Genomic DNA, 18,572 nt, shown 5'->3' on the forward strand with positions numbered 1-18,572 from the left:
GGGCGAGCACTTCTGTGTCGATTCCGCTGTCGGGCTCCAATGCCGTCGCGGTGCGGAGGGCCGTCACCAGTGTTGCGGCGGCCAGGGCCACCAGGTGTGAGCGCGGAACGTCCCCGTGGCGTAGGCGGTCGATGATGGTCTCGTCCAGGAAGCCCACCCAGCCGTGCATCGTCGTGCGCAGGAGTGGCGGTGCGGGGTCGGTGACGCCCAGGGCGTCCAGGATGCGGCGTGCGCCTTCCCAGCGCAGTTCGTCGATGATGGCGCGCACTTCGGGATCGGCTCCGTTGCTGCCGTGCATGAGGGCGAGGAAGCCGGCCGCATTGTCGTCGATGTAGGCGATGTGGCGGTCAAGGGCGTTGTGCAGCATCTCCAGGGGTGTGCCGCCCTCTGGGGGTGCGTCGCGGACGCTGCGCAGGTGGTCGGCGGCGGCTTGGACGGTTGCCAGGTACAGGCCGCGCTTGTTGCCGAAGTGGTGGGCGATGAGTCCGTAGGCCACTCCCGCGCGGCGGGCGATCTGGGTCGTGGTGACCGTGTCGTAGGGGTGTTCGGTGAACAGTTCGGCGGCGGCCTGGAGCAGGCGTGTCCGGCGGTCCGGGGTTTCGGTCGTCATGGCCCTTGGGTGGGTGGCGGGGATTGACGGGATGTTGCGGGCGATCATAGCGTCTAGGACTGATTGATAATCAGTCAAGGAGGCTGTGATGGGATCTCGTCTCTCTCGGCGTGCGCGCGGTGTCCGGCTCGACGGCGCACGGGTCCTGGTCACTGGCGCGTCCAGCGGTATCGGGCGTGCCCTGGCGGTGGAGCTGGCCGGGCATGGTGCGCGGCTGGCGGTCGTCGCGCGGCGGGAGGAAAAGCTTCGCGAACTGGCGGATGGCATCGGCGCGGCGGGGTGCCCGGTGCCGCTGGTGCTGCCTGCTGACCTGTCCGAGCGTGGTGTGGCTGCTGGGCTTGCGTCGGCGGTGCTGGAAGGGCTTGGTGGGATCGATGTCCTCGTCAACAATGCGGGGGTCGGGACGGTTGAGGCTCAGGCGCGTCTTGGGGACGGCGCTGAGGTCCGTGCCGCCTTCGAGACCAACTTCTGGGCCCCGGTCGCGCTGACGGCAGCTCTCCTGCCGTCCATGCTCCAGGCCGGGCGCGGCGCGATCGTCAACGTCACCTCGACGGTCCAGGCGGTGCCGCTGCCCTTCTGCGGTTACTACGGCGCTGGCAAGGCCGCGCTCGCGCAGGCGACGCGTTCCCTACGGCACGAGCTGCGGGGCACTCCGGTCGAGGTGCTGGAGGTCGTGCCGGGGTCGACCGACACCGCGCTCCGCGACATCGACCTGTTGCCGTGGCGCGGGGCACCGCCCCGTGTCCTGCCGCCGGTGCGGCCCGAGGCGGTGGCGACGGCGATCGTGCGCGCGCTGCGGCGTGGGGATCGTCGTCTGGTCTATCCGGCGACGTCGCTGCTCCCGCTGGAGCTGCCCGTCGTAGGACGGTTGGTCGCTGCTTTGGGTGCTCGCCGCATCGACAGCGCGGCGGCGCTTCGTGGAGTCGTTTGAGTTCGGCTCGCGTTCAGGGGCGCTGTCGAGGTCGGTCTTTCATGGTTCAACCACTGGCTGGCTCATGCCAGGTCATGGCCCCCTGCGGAGCGATGGTCGACCGTGATGGGAGGCAGGTCGGCTCCGTCCGTCTCGGGGTTCTGTAGGCGGCGATCACTTTGTGGAGGTAGGACATGGCCCGGCTCAGGGTGGGCGTCATCGCTACGGTCGTGGTCTTCGCCGGGCAGGTCAGCGGTCCGGCGCTGGCGGAACCGCAGCCGCCTACCGGGTGCGATCTCACCTTCGTGGACGAGCATCCTTACCGCCACTACTACTGGCGGAATTGCAGCGCCACCAACGCCCGCGTCGAAGTGGGCTACCGGAACGGCAGCAGGGTCACGGTGTGCGTGGAGAGCTTCCACTACCGGCATCTCGCGCGGCGGCATCATGACGAGGACATCCCGATCTCCTGGGCCAGGCGCGTCGGCACCTGTCCCTGACGGCGGGGGAGTCAGGGGCGGGCGCTCGCGTGCAGGGCCAGTTCCAGGGTGGCCGCCCACTGGTGGAGCAGGCGGGTGCGGCGCGCCGAGTCGTCGGTGAGCAGGTCCGCCAGGCCCAGGCCGCGCACCAGGTCGAGCGTGGCCTGCACGGTCTCGCGGACGCCCGGGACCGACTCGTCGGCCCCCAGCGCCTCGACCGTCAGGCGGTGGGCCTCGCGGCCGACGCGGGCCTCCAGCGGCAGCACCTGGGCGCGCAGCGCCTCGTCGGAGCTGGCGGCGACCCACAGTTGCAGGGCCGCGCGGAACAGCGGGCTGGTGTACATCTCGCCGAGCAGGGTGACGACCTCCAGCACAGCGGGGCGGCGGTCGGCCAGCCCGTTCAGGTGGGCGCGCATCTGGGACATGCGGACCTCGGTGCCGTACTCGACGGCGGCGGTCACCAGTTCTTCGCGGGTGCGGAAGTGGTGCTGGGCCGCGCCCCGGGACACCCCCGCCCGCTCGGCGACCACCGTGACGGTCGTGCTCGTCCAGCCTCCCGACGCCAGGCAGTCGATGGCGGCCTCCAGCAGCCGCTGCCGGGTCGCGCGGCTGCGGTCCTGGCGGGGCTCGCGGGGGAGGGGCTGGGCGGTCATGGTGTCCTCGGGTCGGTGGCGTCCCAGTCAACCAAACGTGGTGACCGGAAAACAATCAAGCGCGATTGATTTTTTCGTGGCCGCCTGACAGGGTTCAGCCATGAGCCAACCGCTGCGGATCGGTAACGCCTCGGGCTTCTACGGCGACCGGTTCACCGCCGTCCGCGAGATGCTGGAGGGCGGCCCGCTGGACGTCCTCACCGGCGACTACCTCGCCGAGCTGACCATGCTGATCCTGGGCCGCGGCAAGATGAAGGACCCCGGCGGCGGGTACGCCACCACGTTCCTGCGGCAGATGGAGGACACACTCGGGCTGGCCGCCGAGCGCGGCACCCGCATCGTCGCCAACGCGGGCGGCCTCAACCCGCGCGGCCTCGCCGACCGGCTGCGCGAGCTGGCCGACCGGCTGGGCGTCCCCGTCAAGGTCGCGCACGTGGAGGGCGACGACCTGCTGCCGCGCGCCGAGGAGCTCGGCCTGGCCGACTCCCGATACGGCGCGCCCCTCACCGCCAACGCCTACCTCGGCGCGTGGGGGATCGCCGAGTGCCTGCGCGCGGGCGCCGACATCGTGGTGACCGGCCGCGTCACCGACGCCTCGCTGGTCGTCGGACCGGCGGCGGCGCACTTCGGGTGGGCGCGCGACGACTGGGACGCGCTGGCGGGCGCCACCGTGCTCGGGCACGTGCTGGAGTGCGGGGCGCAGGCGACCGGCGGCAACTACGCGTTCTTCCAAGAAATCTACAATGTAAAGCCGCTGGGCTTTCCGCTCACCGAGGTCCACGCCGACGGCTCGGGCGTCGTCACCAAGCACGAGGGCACCGGCGGGAGCGTGACCACCGAGACCGTCACCGCCCAGCTCCTGTACGAGATCGGCGGCCCGGCCTACCCGGGCCCGGACGTGACGACCTGGTTCGACACCGTCGAGCTGCGCCAGGACGGCCCCGACCGCGTCGCCGTCGGCGGGGTGCGCGGCACGCCCCCGCCCGCCACGACCAAGGTGTGCCTGAACCATCTGGGCGGCCACCGCAACGAGATGACCTTCGTGCTGACCGGCCTGGACGTCGAGGCCAAGGCGGAGTTCGCCAAGGCGCAGCTGGAGGCGGCGTTCGGGGAGCGGCGCCCGGCGCGCGTGGAGTGGACGCTGGTCGGCTCGCCGCTGCCCGACCCCGCGACGCAGGGGGAGGCGACGGCGCTGCTGCGGTGCGCGGTGCTCGACCCGGACGCCGACAAGGTGGGGCGGGCGTTCAGCGGGGCCGTGGTGGAGCTGGCGCTCGCGGGGTACCCGGGGTTCACGATGACGTCGCCGCCGGGGAAGGGGAGCCCGTACGGGGTGTACCGGCCGGCTTTCGTGCCCAACGGGGACGTCGAGCATGTGGCGGTGCTTCCTGATGGGGAGCGGCGCGTTATCGCGGCGGTGGAGCTTGCTGGGGAGGGCGGGGAAGAGCGGGAGCCTCAATCCCGGCCTGTTTCCGCTGTTCCCGCGACCCCGACCGCCCGCGTCCCGCTCGGTCGCGTCGCCGGTGCCCGCAGCGGCGACAAGGGCGGCGACGCCAACATCGGCGTCTGGGCCCGCACCGACGCCCAGTGGGCCTGGCTCCACGGCTTCCTCACCACCGAACGTCTCGCCGAGCTCCTCCCCGAGACCCGCGAGCACACCGTCACCCGGCACGTCCTGCCCAACCTCCGCGCGGTCAACTTCGTCGTCGAAGGGCTGTTGCAGGAGGGCGTATCCGCCTCGACCCGGTTCGACCCGCAGGGCAAGGCCCTCGGCGAGTGGCTGCGGTCCCGCCTCGTCGACATCCCGGAGGCAGTCCTTTGACCCTGAAGAGCACCCTCGACCCGCACGGCCCGGAGTACCGGGAGCGGCGCGCGGCCATGCTGGCCAAGCTCGCCGGCCTGGACGCCGAGCACGCCAAGGCGCTGGCGGGCGGCGGCGAGAAGTACGTGACGCGGCACCGCAAGCGCGGCAAGCTGCTGGCGCGCGAGCGCATCGAGCTGCTGCTCGACCCCGACTCGCCGTTCCTGGAGCTGAGCCCGCTGGCCGCCTGGGGCAGCGACTTCCCCGTCGGCGCCAGCGTGGTCACCGGCATCGGCGTCGTCGAGGGCGTCGAGTGCATGATCGTCGCCAACGACCCGACGGTGCGCGGCGGCTCCAGCAACCCCTGGACGGTGAAGAAGAGCTTCCGCGCCTCCGACATCGCGCTGGAGAACCGGCTGCCGGTCATCAACCTGGTCGAGTCCGGCGGCGCGGACCTGCCCACCCAGAAGGAGATCTTCATCCCGGGCGGGCGCATGTTCCGGGACCTGACCCGGCTGTCGGCCGCGGGCATCCCCACGATCGCGCTGGTGTTCGGCAACTCCACCGCGGGCGGCGCGTACATCCCCGGCATGTGCGACCACGTCGTCATGGTCAAGGAGCGCGCCAAGGTGTTCCTGGGCGGGCCGCCGCTGGTGAAGATGGCGACCGGCGAGGAGGCCGACGACGAGGAGCTGGGCGGCGCGGAGATGCACGCCCGCACCTCCGGCCTCGCCGACTACATGGCCGTGGACGAGCACGACGCGCTGCGCCTGGGCCGCCAGATCGTCAAGCGGCTCAACCACCGGCGGCTCGGCCCCGCGCCCGCCCCGGTCCGCGAGCCGCTGCACGACCCCGAGGAGCTGGCCGGGATCGTCCCCGAGGACCTGAAGACGCCCTTCGATCCGCGCGAGGTCATCGCCCGGATCGTGGACGCCTCGGAGTTCGACGAGTTCAAGCCGCTGTACGGGCCGAGCCTGGTCACCGGCTGGGCCCGCCTGCACGGCTACCCGATCGGGATCCTCGCCAACGCGCAGGGCGTGTTGTTCGGCGACGAGGCGCAGAAGGCCGCCCAGTTCATCCAGCTCGCCAACCAGGCCGACACCCCGCTGCTGTTCCTGCACAACACCACCGGCTACATGGTCGGCAAGGAGTACGAGCAGTCCGGCATCATCAAGCACGGCGCGCTGATGATCAACGCGGTGGCCAACAGCAGGGTCCCGCACCTCACCGTCGTCATGGGCGCCTCCTACGGCGCGGGCAACTACGGCATGTGCGGCCGCGCCTACGACCCCCGGTTCCTGTTCACCTGGCCGAGCGCCAAGTCCGCCGTCATGGGGCCGCAGCAGCTCGCCGGGGTGTTGTCCATCGTCGCCCGCCAGGCCACCGAGGCCCGGGGCCAGGTCTACGACGAGGCGCAGGACAAGGCCATGCGCGAGATGGTCGAGGCCCAGATCGAGGCCGAGTCGTTGCCGTTCTTCCTGTCCGGGCGGTTGTACGACGACGGCGTCATCGACCCGCGCGACACCCGCACCGTCCTCGGCCTGTGCCTGTCGGCGGTCCACAACGCGCCCGTGCGCGGAGCCGACGGCTTCGGCGTCTTCCGGATGTGAGCTGATGATCAACTCTTTGCTGGTGGCCAACCGCGGCGAGATCGCCCGCCGCGTCTTCCGCACCTGCCGCGACCTCGGCGTCGGCACCGTCGCGGTGTTCTCCGACGCCGACGCGGCCGCCCCGCACGCCGCCGAGGCCGGCGCGGCGGTGCGGCTGCCGGGCGACGCGCCCGCCGACACCTACCTGCGCGGCGACCTGGTGATCGCCGCCGCCCGCGCCGCCGGGGCCGACGCGATCCACCCCGGCTACGGGTTCCTGTCGGAGAACGCGGACTTCGCGCGCGCCGTCCAGGACGCCGGGCTGACCTGGGTCGGCCCGCCGCCCGCCGCGATCGCCGCGATGGGCTCCAAGATCGAGGCGAAGAAGCTGATGGCCGCCGCGGGCGTCCCGGTGCTGCCCGAGCTGGACCCCGACGCCGTCACCGAGAAGGACCTGCCGATCCTGGTCAAGGCGTCGGCCGGGGGCGGCGGTCGCGGAATGCGCGTGGTGCGCGCCCTCGCCGACCTGCCCGACGCCGTCGCCGCCGCCCGCCGCGAGGCCCAGTCCGCGTTCGGCGACCCGGCGGTGTTCTGCGAACCGCTGCTGGAGAACGCCCGCCACATCGAGGTGCAGGTCCTCGCCGACGCGCACGGCACCGTGTGGGCGCTGGGCGAGCGCGAGTGCTCCATCCAGCGCCGCCACCAGAAGATCGTGGAGGAGGCGCCGTCCCCGGCGGTCGGCGACGCGCTGCGCGCCGAGTTGTGCGCGGCGGCCGTGGACGCCGCCACCGCCATCGGCTACACCGGCGCCGGGACCGTCGAGTTCATGCTCGCCGCCGACGGCCGCTTCTTCTTCCTGGAGGTCAACACCCGCCTCCAGGTCGAGCACCCGGTCACCGAGTGCGTGTACGGGCTGGACCTGGTCCGCCTCCAGATCGAGGTCGCCGAGGGCCTGCCGCTGCCCGCCGGGGGACCGCCCGCCCCGCGCGGCCACGCCATCGAGGTGCGGCTGTACGCCGAGGACCCCGCCGCCGACTGGCGGCCCGGCAGCGGCACCCTGCACACCTTCGAGGTGCCCGGCGTGGACGCCGCGTTCGCCAACCCCGCCGCCCACGGGCTGCGTCTGGACAGCGGCGTGGAGAGCGGCGGCGAGGTCGGCGTCCACTACGACCCGATGCTCGCCAAACTCATCGCCTACGGACCGACCCGCGCCGCCGCCGCCCGCCGGCTGCGCGCCGCCCTCCTCGGGGCCCGCGTCCACGGCGTCACCACCAACCGGGACCTGCTCGCCCGCATCATGGCCGAGCCCGCGTTCCTGGCCGGTGACACCCACACCGGCTACCTCGACCAGGTCGGCCTGGACGTCCTCGCCGCGCCGCTGGCCGACGAGGACGCCGTGCGGCTGTCGGCACTGGCCGCCGCCCTCGCCGACGCCGCCGCCAACCGCGCCGCCGCGCCCATCCAGGGCGCGCTGCCGTCCGGCTGGCGCAACGTGCCCTCCCAGCCGCAGCGCAAGACCTACGAGGGACCGGCCGGGACGGTCGAGGTCGCCTACCGCCTCACCCGCGACGGCCTGGCCGCCGAAGGGCACGACGACCTCGCCCTGGCCGAGGCCGCGCCCGACGCCGTCACCCTCGACGTGGCGGGCGTGCGCCGCTCCTTCACCGTCCACGTGGCGGGCGACCGCGTGCACGTCGACTCCGCGCTCGGCCCGGTCGCGCTGCGCGCCGTGCCGCGCTTCGCCGACCCCAGCGACCTGGTCGCGCCCGGCTCGCTGCTGGCCCCCATGCCCGGCACCGTCGTGCGCGTCGAGGCCGGGCCCGGCGCGGCCGTCGCCGAGGGCCAGACGCTGGTGGTGCTGGAGGCGATGAAGATGGAGCACCGCATCGCCGCCCCCGCCGCAGGCACCGTCGCCGAACTGAACGTCAGCGCAGGACAGCAGGTCGAGGCCGGAGCGGTCCTCGCTGTGATCTCCGAAGGGACCCCGCAGTGAGCTTCATCGAGTCCGAGGAGCGGCAGGCGCTGCGCGCCGCCGTCGCCGAGCTCGGCGCCAAGTACGGCGCCGACTACTACATCCGCAAGGCCAAGGCCGGCGAGAAGACCGACGAGCTGTGGGCCGAGGCCGGCAAGCTCGGCTACCTCGGCGTCAACGTGCCCGAGGAGTACGGCGGCGGGGGCGGCGGCATCGGCGACCTGGCCGCCGTCTGCGAGGAGCTCGCCGCCGCCGGGTGCCCGCTGCTGCTGATGGTGGTGTCCCCGGCCATCTGCGCCACCATCATCGCCCGCTCCGGCACCGAGGAGCAGAAGCGGAAATGGCTGCCGGGCTTCGCCGACGGCTCGGTCAAGATGGCCTTCGCCATCACCGAGCCCGACGCCGGGTCCAACTCCCACCGCATCACCACCACCGCCCGCCGCGACGGCGACGGCTGGGTCCTGAGCGGGCAGAAGACCTTCATCTCCGGCGTGGACGAGGCCGACGCGGTGCTGTTCGTGTCGCGCAGCTCCGACCAGAAGGGCAACCTGCGGCCCTCGTTGTTCATCGTGCCGACCGACGTCCCCGGCTTCACCTGGACGCCGATCGACATGGAGATCGTGTCGCCGGAGAAGCAGTTCGTCTGCCACCTGGACGACGTGCGGCTGCCCTACGACGCGCTGATCGGCGACGAGGACGGCGGCCTGCTCCAGCTGTTCGCGGGCCTGAACCCCGAGCGCATCATGGCGTCGGCCATGGGCGCGGGCATCGGCCGCCTCGCGCTCGGCAAGGCCGTCGCCTACGCCAAGGACCGCCAGGTCTTCAAGACCCCCATCGCCGCCCACCAGGGCGTCGCCCACCCCCTCGCCCAGGGCAAGGTCGAACTCGAACTGGCCCGGCTCATGGCGCAGAAGGCCGCCTGGCTGTACGACTCCGGCGACGACATGGGCGCGGGCGAGGCCGCCAACATGGCCAAGTACGCCACCGCCGAGGCCGCCATCCACTGCGTGGACCAGGCCATCCAGACCCACGGCGGCAACGGCCTGACCAGCGAGTACGGCGTCGGCATGCTGGCGGGCGTGGTGCGGCTCATGCGCATCGCGCCGGTCAGCCGGGAGATGATCCTCAACTTCGTCGCCCAGCACTCCCTCGGACTGCCCAAGTCCTACTGAGCGAAGGGCGTGGCGGAGGTGATCAACCCTGCCTAGACTCCTGTCCGTTCCGGCACCCCCTCCGGGGCCAGCAACGGAAAGGCTGCTCTGATGCACGGCCCTCCGCCACCCCCGCCTCCGCCCGGCGATCCGTACCCGCACGCGTACGGGCCGCCGCCGCAGGGCTTCGAGCCGTCCCCGCAGGGATTCGGGCCGCCCGTCCCGGCGTCCGGGGCGTCTCCGCAGGCTTTCGGGCCACCCGCGCAGGCGTTGGAGGCGTCCCCGCACGCGTACGGGCCGCCTGCGCAGCCCTTGGGACCGCCCATGCAGCCCTTCGAGGCGCCCGCGCAGCACGCCGCACCGCTTCCGCCGCCCGCGCGGTCCCGGCGGCTGGCCGCCTGGAGCATCGACGCCGCGCTGCTGGCCGTCATCGCCGTGCTCCTCGCCGGAGCGACGTGGGGCCGCTTGCAGGAGCAGCTGGCGGGCGACGTCACCCAGAGCGTCTCCGGCGCGGTCTTCGGCCTGTTCGCCTCCGGCGGCGACGTCGGCAAGGCCGCCGGAGAGGTCGGCGGCCAGGTGTGGGGGAGCGCGACCGTCGCCATCCAGCAGGCGCTGGCCCTGCTCGTCCTCGCCGAACTGCTGCACCAGTTCGCGGGCAACGCCTGGAGGGGCCGCACGATCGGCAAGGCCCTGCTCGACATCCGCGTCCGCCCCGCCAAGGCCACCGCCGACGCCCCCTCCGGCACCGGGAAGGGACGCGCCGCACGCCGCGCCCTGGTGTCCACCGCCTCGGGCACCGGCCTGTACGCGCTGGCCTGGGTCATGTTGCTTGAGGGTCTGTTCTTCCTCGCGCTCATGACGTGGCTGGCCGCCGTCGCCCTGTTCACGGCCAACGCCCTGCCCACCCTCGCGGGGAAGCGCCGCCGCAGCCTCGCCGACCGCGTCGCCGGGACGGCCGTCGTCCCCGCCCGCTCCTACCAGCGCGCGGCCCAGGCCGTCCGGCAGGGCGCGAACGTGGCGTGGGACGGCACCCAGGCCGGAGTGCAGGCCGCCCGCGACAACGCCGCCCGCCTGGCGGCCGGCGACCGCCTCCGCCAGGCGCGGGAATCCGAACGCGCTCGCCAGGCCCAGGAACTGGCCCAGCGCGCGGGCCGCCAGACCGCCGAACGCGTCCGCGGAGCCATGGACAGCGACCGGGGACGGCAGGCGCAGGAAGCGGGCAAGAAGCTGGGCGGCCGCCTCAAGAACGCCTACAAGGACCGCCGCCCCGGCCAGCCCGCCGTGCAGCCCCCGGCGCAACCCGCACTGCCGCCTCCGCAGCCCTACCTCAACCCGGCCGACCTCTACCAGACCCCCGACTACGCCCCGCAGCCGCCGTCCGCCATGCCGCCACCCGCACCGCCCGTGCCGCCACCCCACCAGCCGCCCGCCGGATACTGACCATCAGCAGGATGCTGATCGCCCGGCGGCCACCAACCGCCGGGCAGGTGCCGGCCGCCCGTATCGTCTGTCCGCCGCCCCACCGAGCCGCCCGCCGGGCATCAAGCGCTTGCGCGCTGATCTCCTGGCAAGTACTGACCGCCGGGCGAAGGAGCTGCGGTGGCCAGCTCGCGACGGTGCTTCCTGGGCGGGCGTCAGGTCAGGAGGGCGTCCAGTTGCTCCGCCAGTGGTGGGGCGGTCAGGCGGTTGTCGATCTCGACGTGGGGGACCGGTGGCGGCTCCTCCGGGCGCATCCGCGCCAGGAACGCCGCGAAGTCCGCCAGCTTGCCCACGTCGCGCGGCGACCCGCGCTCCTTCAGGCGGGCGCGCAGCGTCTCCGCGTCCGTCCGTATCCACACCAGGCGCACGTCCGGGCCGCCCAGCGCCGCCACCCACTCCGCCCACCGTTCGGGTACGCGGATCTGCCCCGTGAACGGGCCGCTCAGCAGCACCGGGCAGCCGTGAGAGCGGATCTCCCGCGCCGTCGCCGTCATCCCGGCGTACTCGTGCCGCTTGACGTGCTCGTCGTACCAGGGGCCCTCACGCTCGCCCGGCGCGCGCCCGTAGGTCCGCAACGTCGCCGCCACGAACGCGCCGTACATCGTGTCCTTGTCCAGCAGCGCCGGGACCGGGTCCAGCCGTTCCAGCAGCAGGTCCGCCACCGTCGTCTTGCCGCCGCCCGGCGGGCCCGCCACCACCCACACCGTGCCCCGCGTCATGCGGGCAGCCGCATCCGGCGCGTCGCCAGCCGCTCGATGCGCGCCTCGTCCACCTCGTGGCCGAGGCCCGGCTGCGTCAGCGGCACGCCCACCACCCCGCCCGACGAGCGCACCGGCGGCGTCACGAACACCGGGCCGCCCGCCGGGTCGGTGACGTCCGAGGGCAGCGTCACCCCCGGCATCGCCGCCAGCGCCACCGCCGCGGCCTGCCCGATCCCGAACGCGCCCGTCCCGGTGCACCAGATGTCCCAGCCCGCCGCGTACGCGCGGTCGTGCGCGGCGCGCGCGGCCGTCAGCCCCCCGAACCGGTCGGTCCGCAGGTTCAGCACCCGGCCCGCCTCCATCGCGATCGCCGCCTCCAGCGTGTCCAGGTCACCGGCCGCCGGGCCCACCGCCGTGCCGATCTGCCGCTGGAGCCGGGCGTGCGCCGCCAGGTCGTCGGCCGCGAACGGCCGCTCGATCGCCAGCAGCCCGTAGGCGTCCAGGCCCTCCAGCACCGCCAGGTGCTCGGGCGACTCGGTGTAGGAGTGGCCCGCGTCCACCACGACCGCCAGCGCCGGGTAGGCCTCCCGGACCACCCGCACCGGCTCGATGTCCCAGCCCGGCCGCACCTCCAGCGTCACCCGCGTGTGGCCCGCGCCGACCGCCCGGTTGACCCGGCCCACCACCGTGTCCAGGATCGGCTCGGGCGAGATCCGCGTCCCGGTCACCAGCGAGGTGCGGGTGCCGCCCAGCGCGTGCGCCAGCGGCAGCCCCCGCGTCCGGCACCACAGGTCCCAGCACGCCACGTCCACCGCCGCCGCGGCCGCCCGGCCGCCCAGGTCGGCGACCGCCGACACGTCCTCGGGCCGCTCCCAGTCCAGGCCGATCAGCGCCGGGCCCATCCGCTCGGCGACGTCGGCCCACGCCGTGGACCCCTCCGTCACCGCGGCCTCGCCCCACCCGGTGGTCCCGCCCGCGACGACGCGGACCAGGACGCTCTCGGGCCGCCGCCCGCGCGGCATCGCCACGCGGAAGGCCTCGCATCCGTGGATCTCAGGCACCCGTGCCCGCCTTTCGTCCCCGCTCACCGGTCCTCCCCTCCATGATCCCCCCTCCGGGGACCGGGAAAGCACCCGTGGCGGCGGGCCGGGCGCGGCGGCCGCCTCAGGCGGCGGTGCGCGCCCCCAGCGCACGGTCCACCAGGTCGGCGGCCAGCGCCGCCTCGCCCGCCGGGGCGATCCGGTCGGCCCACGCCCACCAGAACCACGCCCCGCCGTCCCCGCCCGGCGCGCACACCACCGCGCACGCCGCCGCACCGGCCCCACGCGCGCGCCGCGCGCCGCCGGACCGCTCCAGCACCTCCAGGCGCGGCCGCGGGCCGCCGGTGAGGATCATCGTGCGGCGGCCCCGGCGGGCCAGCTCCGCGCCCAGCTCCTCCAGGGCGGCCAGCCCCGTGTCAGTCCACGTGTCGGTCCCGGTGGTGTCGGATTCCCCGGTGAGCGTCCGCGCCATCGTCATCGCCCCCTGCGCTGTTGTGGCGTCACAAGGTGGGACGCGGCGCGGGGCGCTCAGGTTCTGGGCCGGATGCGGCCGAACCGCAGCGACCGCCTGCGGTAGCCGCCGTCCTCCAGCCCCGCCAGCCGCTCGAACGGGTTGTAGGACGCGGGGTCGCCGCTCAGCGCCAGCGACGCCCCGGCGCTCACCAGGTACGCGCCGATCATGACCGGGCCCAGGCAGAACGCGTACTGCGTGGCGTGCCGGGCCTCGTGCCGCAGCAGCGCCGGACGCGCCAGCAGGCCGGCGGCCTCCCCGCGCACCAGGATCACGTTGCCCACCGTGAAGGCGGGCGCGTCCGGCAGCGGCAGCCGGTAGCCGCCCACCACCAGCAGCCCGTCGGGACCGCGCGCCCGGTCCCGGCCCCGCGCTCCCGCCGCGCCCAGCAGCAGGCCCAGCGGCGTGGACAGGTTGAGCAGGTTCACCGCCCGCCGGTACCGGTGCGCGCGTTCCACGGGGCGCCCCCCGAAGATCAGGAGGGACAGGTCGCGTCCAGCGACACCGGCTTGGCGTCGGTGCGGGGCGCGTGGGTGCCGCCGTGCGTCGGGGAGGCGGTGCTCCCCGGCGTGTTCCGCTTCGTGCCGTCGGAGACGTCCTCGCCCTTCGGCGTCGCGGTCGGGGTGGCCGAGGGGGACGCGGCGGCCGTCTCCTGCTTGAGGACCGCGGCGGCCGCCAGCCGCCGGATCTCGGCGAAGTCGGGGTCGCCGGTGCTGATCAGCGGCGGCACGAACTGGAGGCTGTTGATGCGGGCGCCGCTCTTGACCTTCTCCGACAACGACATCAGCGCCGGCAGCAGCTCCTGCGGGATGTCGGTGGAGATGGCCCGCTTGGCGGCGGCCGCGAGCTTGTCGAACTTGGTGAGCACGGTCTTGGGGTCGGCCTGCTTGGCGATCGCCCGCAGCAGGCACTTCTGGCGGCCCATGCGGGTGTAGTCGTCGCTGTTGGTGCGCGAGCGCCCGTACCAGAGCGCCTCCTTGCCCTTCAGCACCCGGTCGCCGGGCTGGAGCACCCCGCCCTGCAGGCCGTAGGGGATCGGCTCGGTGATCTTCACCCGGACGCCGCCCATGGCGTCGATGATGTCGGCGAAGCCGAACATGTCCACCAGGATGTAGTAGTCGACCCGCTGGGCCAGGATGCCGCTGACCGTCTTCTTGATCATGTCGGGGCCGCGCGCGTCCTTGGGCACCCCGGGCATCAGGTCCGGGTGCTCCTCGGCGTACTGGTAGACCTCGTTCAGCAGCCCCGGCGTGCCCGCGCCGTCGCCGGTGAAGCCGTAGGGGAACCGGTCGCGGGCCGGGCCCGGCGGCATCTGGAAGCGCTCCAGGTTGCGCGGCAGGCTCAGCAGCACGGTGTCGCCGGTCTTGGTGTCGACGCTGGCGAGCGTCATGCTGTCGGTGCGCACGCCCTCCCGGTTGGCGGCGGCGTCGCCGCCCAGCAGCAGCACGTTGACGCGCTGCTGGCCGTCCCAGGGGTCCTTGGCGTCGACCGTCCGGCCGCCCGCCCCACCGGCCCGGAAGATGCTGCTCAGCGCGTCCTGGGCGAGGTAGGTGCGGTGCGCCGACCAGGCCACCGGGACCGCCACCGCGAAGCACAGCACCGCCACCGCGGCAGCGCCCGCCGTGCGCGGGCCGATCGCGAGCGCGTCGGGCCGGGTCACCTGGTAGGAGCGGATCACGATGGTGACCCACACCAGGCCCAGCGCCAGGATGCCGATGGCGACGCCGGAGAGCCAGTCGGGCCGCACCGCGAGCTGCCGCAGGTCGGCCTGGAACACCGTGCCCGCCACCACGGCCGCGACGCCGAGCAGCGCGAACGCGCCCAGCAGCAACCCGCCCGCCCAGCGGCGGCCGGTCCACAGGTGGGCCACGCCCCACACCAGGGCGGACGCCAGGGTCAGGCCCAGGGCGCGGGTCAGGCCGCGGGCACCGGTGGGCGCCCGGTCGGCGTCCCGCTTTCGGGCACGCCCGGCCGATCGACTCGCCATGTACGCTCCGATCCCCCACGCACAGTGATTTCAGCCCCCGGACTACATTATGGACGCGCAAAACCGGTTAAGGGTTGCGTGGTAGTTGACCGAATACGGGCGGTGCTGTCGTCAGGTGCAGCTTTTGTTCAGGGTAAGCAACCTACCCCTTTCCGGACCACCCGACGCCCGTCCGGCCACCGCCCGCGCGGCCAGCCGCCGGATCGCCGGGTAGTCCGGCGAGCCCGTGCTGACCAGCGGCGGCACGAACTGCAGGCTCGTGACCTGGGCGTTCTTGATCTTGCCGGACAGGGCCACCAGGCCCGGCAGCAGCCCGCGCGGCAGATCGGTGCTCACCGAGTTCCGGAAAACCGCCGAAAGCCGCTGGAAGCCGCGCAGCACCGCCAGCGGATCGGCCTGCTCGGCGATGGCCCACATGAGGCACTTCTGCCGCCCCATCCGGGCGTAGTCGCTGGCCCCGGTCCGCGAGCGGCCGTACCAGAGCGCCTCGCGGCCCGTCAGCTCCCGGCAACCGGGCCGCAACACCCCGGCGGGCACCTGCTGCTTGGGCACCGGCACCGCCCGGTCGACGCAGATCCGCACCCCGCCCATCGCGTCCACGATCTGCCGGAAGCTGCGCATGTCGACCATGACGTAGTAGGGGACCGGGCGGCCGAGGATGTGCCCGGCGGTCCGCTTCAGCAGCTCGGCCCCGGGGTTGCGGACGCGCGGGCCGTCCAGCGCCCCCGGGTGCGCGATGCCGTGCTGGTAGACGGCGTTGAGCAGCTCCCTGGCGGGGAACCGCACCGGGCGGCGGCCCGACCACACCGGCACCCGCTGGAGGTTGCGCGGCAGGCTCAGCAGGACGGTGTCGCCGGTGCGGGTGTCGATGCTGGCCAGCGTCATGCTGTCGGTGCGGACGCCGGGGCGGCCGGTGTCGGCGTCGGCCCCCAGCAGCAGCACGTCCAGGCGGCCCGTCCGCTGGAACGGGTCGGCGGGCCGGGGGACCGGCGCGGCGGCCACGGGACGGGACGTCCCTGCGGGTGCCGGTTCAGGGAGTTCGGGGGCCTCGGTGAAGACGCTGTCGAGCAGGTCCTTCTGGAGATGGCCGTAGTGGGCGACCGCCAGCGGCGGGACCGCCGCGAGGGCGCACAGCACCGCGACGGCCACGCCGCCCGCCGCGCGGGACCGCAACGACGCCCGGACCGGGCGCAGCAGCGCGTACGAACGGACGATCAGCAGCGTCCAGGCGGCCGCCGCCACCGCGCACCCGGCGATCAGCGCCGCCAGCCAGGCCGGGCGCACCACCAGCTCGGGCACGAGGGTGCGGGCGTGCCCGGCCGCCACGCCCAGCGCGGCCAGGCCGAGCGCGTACGCGGTGAGCAGCACGCCCCCGGCGCGCGTCCGCCCGGCGCGCAGGTGCGCCAGGCCCGGCATCACCACCGACAACGCGGTCAGCAACAGCGCCTCGCCCAGGCCGAGACCGGCGGGACGGCGGCGCGGGATCGCGGAGCCGGGACGGGCGGGGGAGGGGCCGAACAGATCGGGGCCGGGCTCGTCCCGCGCCGTCCCCGTCCCCGTTGATGTTCCCGTCCGGGTCCGGCCCGAGGCCGCCGGTCCGCCGCGCCCGCTGTTCCGGTACATCCGCGCCCCCTTCGGGGACGGTGGTCATGATCCGTCCCCGAAGGTAAACAGTGCAGGTCACGGCGTTGCCGCCCCCGGTTCCGCCACGGCGCGTGGCGAAAACCCGGCGGGGCGGCTACCGGCGCTCTACCAGCTCGTGGCGAGCGGCATACCCTCGGCGTAACCGGCCGAGCCCTGCACGCCCACGGTGGCGCGCTCGTGGAACTCCTCCAGGCTGCGCGCGCCCGCGTAGGTGCACGAGCTGCGCAGGCCCGCAACGATCGAGTCGATCAGGTCCTCCACGCCCGGCCGCTGCGGGTCCAGGAACATGCGGGAGGTGGAGATGCCCTCCTCGAACAGCGCCTTGCGGGCGCGGTCGAAGGGGGAGTCCTCGGCGGTGCGCAGCCGCACCGCGCGCGCCGAGGCCATGCCGAAGCTCTCCTTGTAGAGCCGGCCGTCGGCGGCGCGCTGGAGGTCGCCGGGGGACTCGTAGGTCCCGGCGAACCAGGAGCCCACCATCACGTTGGCGGCCCCGGCGGCCAGCGCCAGCGCCACGTCGCGCGGGTGGCGCACCCCGCCGTCGGCCCACACGTGCCTGCCCAGGCGGCGCGCCTCGGCCGCGCACTCCAGCACCGCCGAGAACTGCGGGCGGCCCACGCCGGTCATCATCCGGGTGGTGCACATCGCGCCCGGGCCCACGCCGACCTTGACGATGTCGGCCCCGGCCTCGATCAGGTCGCGGGTGCCCTCGGCGGTCACCACGTTGCCCGCCACGATCGGCACGCCCGGGTCCAGGCCGCGCACCGCGGCCAGCGCGGCGATCATCTTCTCCTGGTGGCCGTGCGCGGTGTCCACCACCAGCAGGTCGGCCCCGGCCTCCAGCAGCGCCTTGGCCTTGCCCGCCACGTCGCCGTTGACGCCGACCGCGGCCGCCACGCGCAGCCGCCCGCCGCCGTCGACGGCGGGCTTGTACAGGGTGGCGCGCAGCGCGCCGGTGCGGGTGAGGACGCCGGTCAGGCGGCCGTCGCCGTCCACCACCGGGGCGAGCCGGTGGCCGCGCTCGTGCAGCCGGTTGAACGCCTCGCGCGGGTCGACCCCGGCCGGGAGCGTCACCAGGTCGCGGGACATGATGTCGCGCAGCTGGGCGAAGCGGTCCACGCCGTGGCAGTCGGCCTCGGTGACCACGCCGACCGGCCGGTCGTCCTGGACGACGATGACCGCGCCGTGGGCGCGCTTGGGCAGCAGCGCCAGCGCCTCGCCCGCGGTGCTGGCCGGGTCGAGGGTGATCGGGGTGTCCACCACCAGGTCGCGGTTCTTGACCCAGCCGATCACGTCGGAGACCACGTCGGCGGGGATGTCCTGCGGGATGACCGCGATCCCGCCCCGGCGGGCGACGGTCTCGGCCATCCGGCGGCCCGAGACCGCCGTCATGTTGGCCACGACCAGCGGGACGGTGGTCCCGCTCCCGTCGTCGGTGGACAGGTCCACCTCCAGCCGGGACCCGACCGACGAGCGGCGGGGGACCATGAAGACGTCGTTGTAGGTGAGATCGTGAGCTGAGTGCTCACCGTTCAGCAGGCGCACGGCTGTCTAACACACCAATCGCGGAGGAGAGTGGCTGGGCCACCGTACATTGTGATCCATACCCTCCCGTGCTCCGGCCAAGCACCCGCCCCAGCACGCACCGCGACGGAGATCGGAATTCTCAGCCCGGCCGCCGCCCCCGCCGCGGGAGCGTTCCCGCCCGGCCCACCTGCGCCGATGCGCCCGTGGCCGGGAAGGGCCGCCGGTGCGCGCTTCCCGTGCGGTTTAGCTCTCCGTAAAGTTACCTCTTGACGTCACTGCGCCCTCGATGCACTTTTCTTACATATGCCTCGTACGGCTGGCAGGACCCCCGTCAAGGCGTCACACAGCAGAACACCGGGAGCAGCGCATGCAGGTCACCCTCGCAGACCCGGTGCCGGCTGCGCGCCGCGTCCGATATCGCGCGGGGCGTCCCGTTGCCCACCCCCGCGCGGGCCAGAGTGATCATCGCCACGTCGCCGCCGGGGCGCGCCGTCCCGCGCCGCCGCCGTCCGGCCCGGTGATCC

General features: G+C 74.0%; 16 protein-coding genes. 7 read left to right on the forward strand and 9 right to left on the reverse strand.

Annotated features, from left to right (window positions below; genetic code table 11):
• The coding region (locus tag AH6_RS00005; RefSeq protein ID WP_157431182.1) for a TetR/AcrR family transcriptional regulator at window positions 1–610 on the reverse strand (610 nt) is incomplete at its 3' end.
• An 88-nt stretch (window positions 611–698) separates the two neighbouring features.
• Between AH6_RS00005 and AH6_RS00010 the strand changes: the two genes are divergently transcribed.
• Together AH6_RS00010 and AH6_RS00015 are read left to right on the forward strand one after the other, a co-directional pair.
• A complete protein-coding gene (locus tag AH6_RS00010; protein WP_067471317.1) occupies window positions 699–1,541 on the forward strand; it encodes an SDR family NAD(P)-dependent oxidoreductase in 843 nt (280 codons plus the stop codon).
• 173 nt (window positions 1,542–1,714) lie between these two features.
• Entirely contained in the window at window positions 1,715–2,020 is a 306-nt protein-coding gene (locus AH6_RS00015) for a hypothetical protein (RefSeq protein WP_067471318.1), read from the forward strand.
• Between the two features lie 11 nt (window positions 2,021–2,031).
• On the opposite strand, the gene AH6_RS00020 is transcribed toward AH6_RS00015, so the two are convergent.
• Window positions 2,032–2,652, reverse strand: coding sequence for a TetR/AcrR family transcriptional regulator (locus tag AH6_RS00020; RefSeq protein WP_067471319.1), 621 nt, complete (start codon window positions 2,650–2,652; stop codon window positions 2,032–2,034).
• Between the two features lie 100 nt (window positions 2,653–2,752).
• Between AH6_RS00020 and AH6_RS00025 the strand changes: the two genes are divergently transcribed.
• The 5 genes from AH6_RS00025 (at window position 2,753) to AH6_RS00045 (ending at window position 10,602) form a co-directional block, all read left to right on the forward strand.
• On the forward strand, window positions 2,753–4,471 hold the full coding sequence (locus AH6_RS00025; protein ID WP_067471325.1) for an acyclic terpene utilization AtuA family protein: 1,719 nt from the start codon (window positions 2,753–2,755) through the stop codon (window positions 4,469–4,471).
• Window positions 4,472–4,527: 56 nt separating this feature from the next.
• Entirely contained in the window at window positions 4,528–6,060 is a 1,533-nt protein-coding gene (locus AH6_RS00030; protein WP_245679109.1) for an acyl-CoA carboxylase subunit beta, read from the forward strand.
• A 4-nt stretch (window positions 6,061–6,064) separates the two neighbouring features.
• Window positions 6,065–8,032, forward strand: coding sequence for an acetyl/propionyl/methylcrotonyl-CoA carboxylase subunit alpha (locus AH6_RS00035; RefSeq protein ID WP_067471328.1), 1,968 nt, complete (start codon window positions 6,065–6,067; stop codon window positions 8,030–8,032).
• Entirely contained in the window at window positions 8,029–9,183 is a 1,155-nt protein-coding gene (locus AH6_RS00040) for an acyl-CoA dehydrogenase family protein (protein ID WP_067471331.1), read from the forward strand. Before AH6_RS00035 ends, AH6_RS00040 begins: the two co-directional genes overlap by 4 nt.
• 303 nt (window positions 9,184–9,486) lie before the next feature.
• Window positions 9,487–10,602 (forward strand): RDD family protein, encoded by a 1,116-nt coding sequence (locus tag AH6_RS00045; protein WP_067471333.1) that lies wholly within the window; start codon window positions 9,487–9,489, stop codon window positions 10,600–10,602.
• A 194-nt stretch (window positions 10,603–10,796) separates the two neighbouring features.
• On the opposite strand, the gene AH6_RS00050 is transcribed toward AH6_RS00045, so the two are convergent.
• The 7 genes from AH6_RS00050 to AH6_RS00080 all read right to left on the reverse strand — a co-directional run bounded on the left by AH6_RS00050 (window position 10,797) and on the right by AH6_RS00080 (window position 18,066).
• Window positions 10,797–11,360: a P-loop nucleotide/nucleoside kinase family protein gene (locus tag AH6_RS00050; protein WP_067471336.1), complete on the reverse strand. Its 564-nt coding sequence runs from the start codon at window positions 11,358–11,360 to the stop codon at window positions 10,797–10,799.
• Window positions 11,357–12,403: an enolase C-terminal domain-like protein gene (locus tag AH6_RS00055; protein ID WP_067471339.1), complete on the reverse strand. Its 1,047-nt coding sequence runs from the start codon at window positions 12,401–12,403 to the stop codon at window positions 11,357–11,359. The genes AH6_RS00050 and AH6_RS00055 overlap by 4 nt, the downstream gene beginning before the upstream one ends.
• Before the next feature lie 103 nt (window positions 12,404–12,506).
• Window positions 12,507–12,860: a hypothetical protein gene (locus AH6_RS00060; protein ID WP_157431183.1), complete on the reverse strand. Its 354-nt coding sequence runs from the start codon at window positions 12,858–12,860 to the stop codon at window positions 12,507–12,509.
• A gap of 50 nt (window positions 12,861–12,910) precedes the next feature.
• Complete coding sequence (locus AH6_RS00065) at window positions 12,911–13,351, reverse strand: hypothetical protein (protein WP_067471345.1); 441 nt, start codon at window positions 13,349–13,351, stop codon at window positions 12,911–12,913.
• Between the two features lie 17 nt (window positions 13,352–13,368).
• Complete coding sequence (locus AH6_RS00070; RefSeq protein WP_067471348.1) at window positions 13,369–14,880, reverse strand: LCP family protein; 1,512 nt, start codon at window positions 14,878–14,880, stop codon at window positions 13,369–13,371.
• A 111-nt stretch (window positions 14,881–14,991) separates the two neighbouring features.
• Window positions 14,992–16,503 carry an LCP family protein gene (locus tag AH6_RS00075; protein ID WP_067471351.1) on the reverse strand — a complete coding sequence of 504 codons (1,512 nt, stop codon included), beginning with the start codon at window positions 16,501–16,503 and terminating at the stop codon, window positions 14,992–14,994.
• 126 nt (window positions 16,504–16,629) lie between these two features.
• Window positions 16,630–18,066, reverse strand: coding sequence for a GuaB1 family IMP dehydrogenase-related protein (locus AH6_RS00080; RefSeq protein WP_067471354.1), 1,437 nt, complete (start codon window positions 18,064–18,066; stop codon window positions 16,630–16,632).
• Window positions 18,067–18,572 lie beyond the last annotated feature (506 nt).

This window comes from Actinomadura hibisca NBRC 15177, from assembly GCF_001552635.1.
In the GTDB taxonomy this organism is placed as follows: Bacteria; Actinomycetota; Actinomycetes; order Streptosporangiales; family Streptosporangiaceae; genus Spirillospora; species Spirillospora hibisca.

Coding starts and splice junctions, on each gene's coding strand:
- AH6_RS00020 (WP_067471319.1), bottom strand. CDS start 2,652: ATGACCGCCCAGCCCCTCCCCCGCGAGCCCCGCCAGGACCGCAGCCGC.
- AH6_RS00045 (WP_067471333.1), top strand. CDS start 9,487: ATGCAGCCCTTCGAGGCGCCCGCGCAGCACGCCGCACCGCTTCCGCCG.
- AH6_RS00050 (WP_067471336.1), bottom strand. CDS start 11,360: ATGACGCGGGGCACGGTGTGGGTGGTGGCGGGCCCGCCGGGCGGCGGC.
- AH6_RS00075 (WP_067471351.1), bottom strand. CDS start 16,503: ATGTACCGGAACAGCGGGCGCGGCGGACCGGCGGCCTCGGGCCGGACC.
- AH6_RS00015 (WP_067471318.1), top strand. CDS start 1,715: ATGGCCCGGCTCAGGGTGGGCGTCATCGCTACGGTCGTGGTCTTCGCC.
- AH6_RS00060 (WP_157431183.1), bottom strand. CDS start 12,860: ATGACGATGGCGCGGACGCTCACCGGGGAATCCGACACCACCGGGACC.
- AH6_RS00035 (WP_067471328.1), top strand. CDS start 6,065: ATGATCAACTCTTTGCTGGTGGCCAACCGCGGCGAGATCGCCCGCCGC.
- AH6_RS00025 (WP_067471325.1), top strand. CDS start 2,753: ATGAGCCAACCGCTGCGGATCGGTAACGCCTCGGGCTTCTACGGCGAC.
- AH6_RS00010 (WP_067471317.1), top strand. CDS start 699: ATGGGATCTCGTCTCTCTCGGCGTGCGCGCGGTGTCCGGCTCGACGGC.
- AH6_RS00070 (WP_067471348.1), bottom strand. CDS start 14,880: ATGGCGAGTCGATCGGCCGGGCGTGCCCGAAAGCGGGACGCCGACCGG.
- AH6_RS00030 (WP_245679109.1), top strand. CDS start 4,528: ATGCTGGCCAAGCTCGCCGGCCTGGACGCCGAGCACGCCAAGGCGCTG.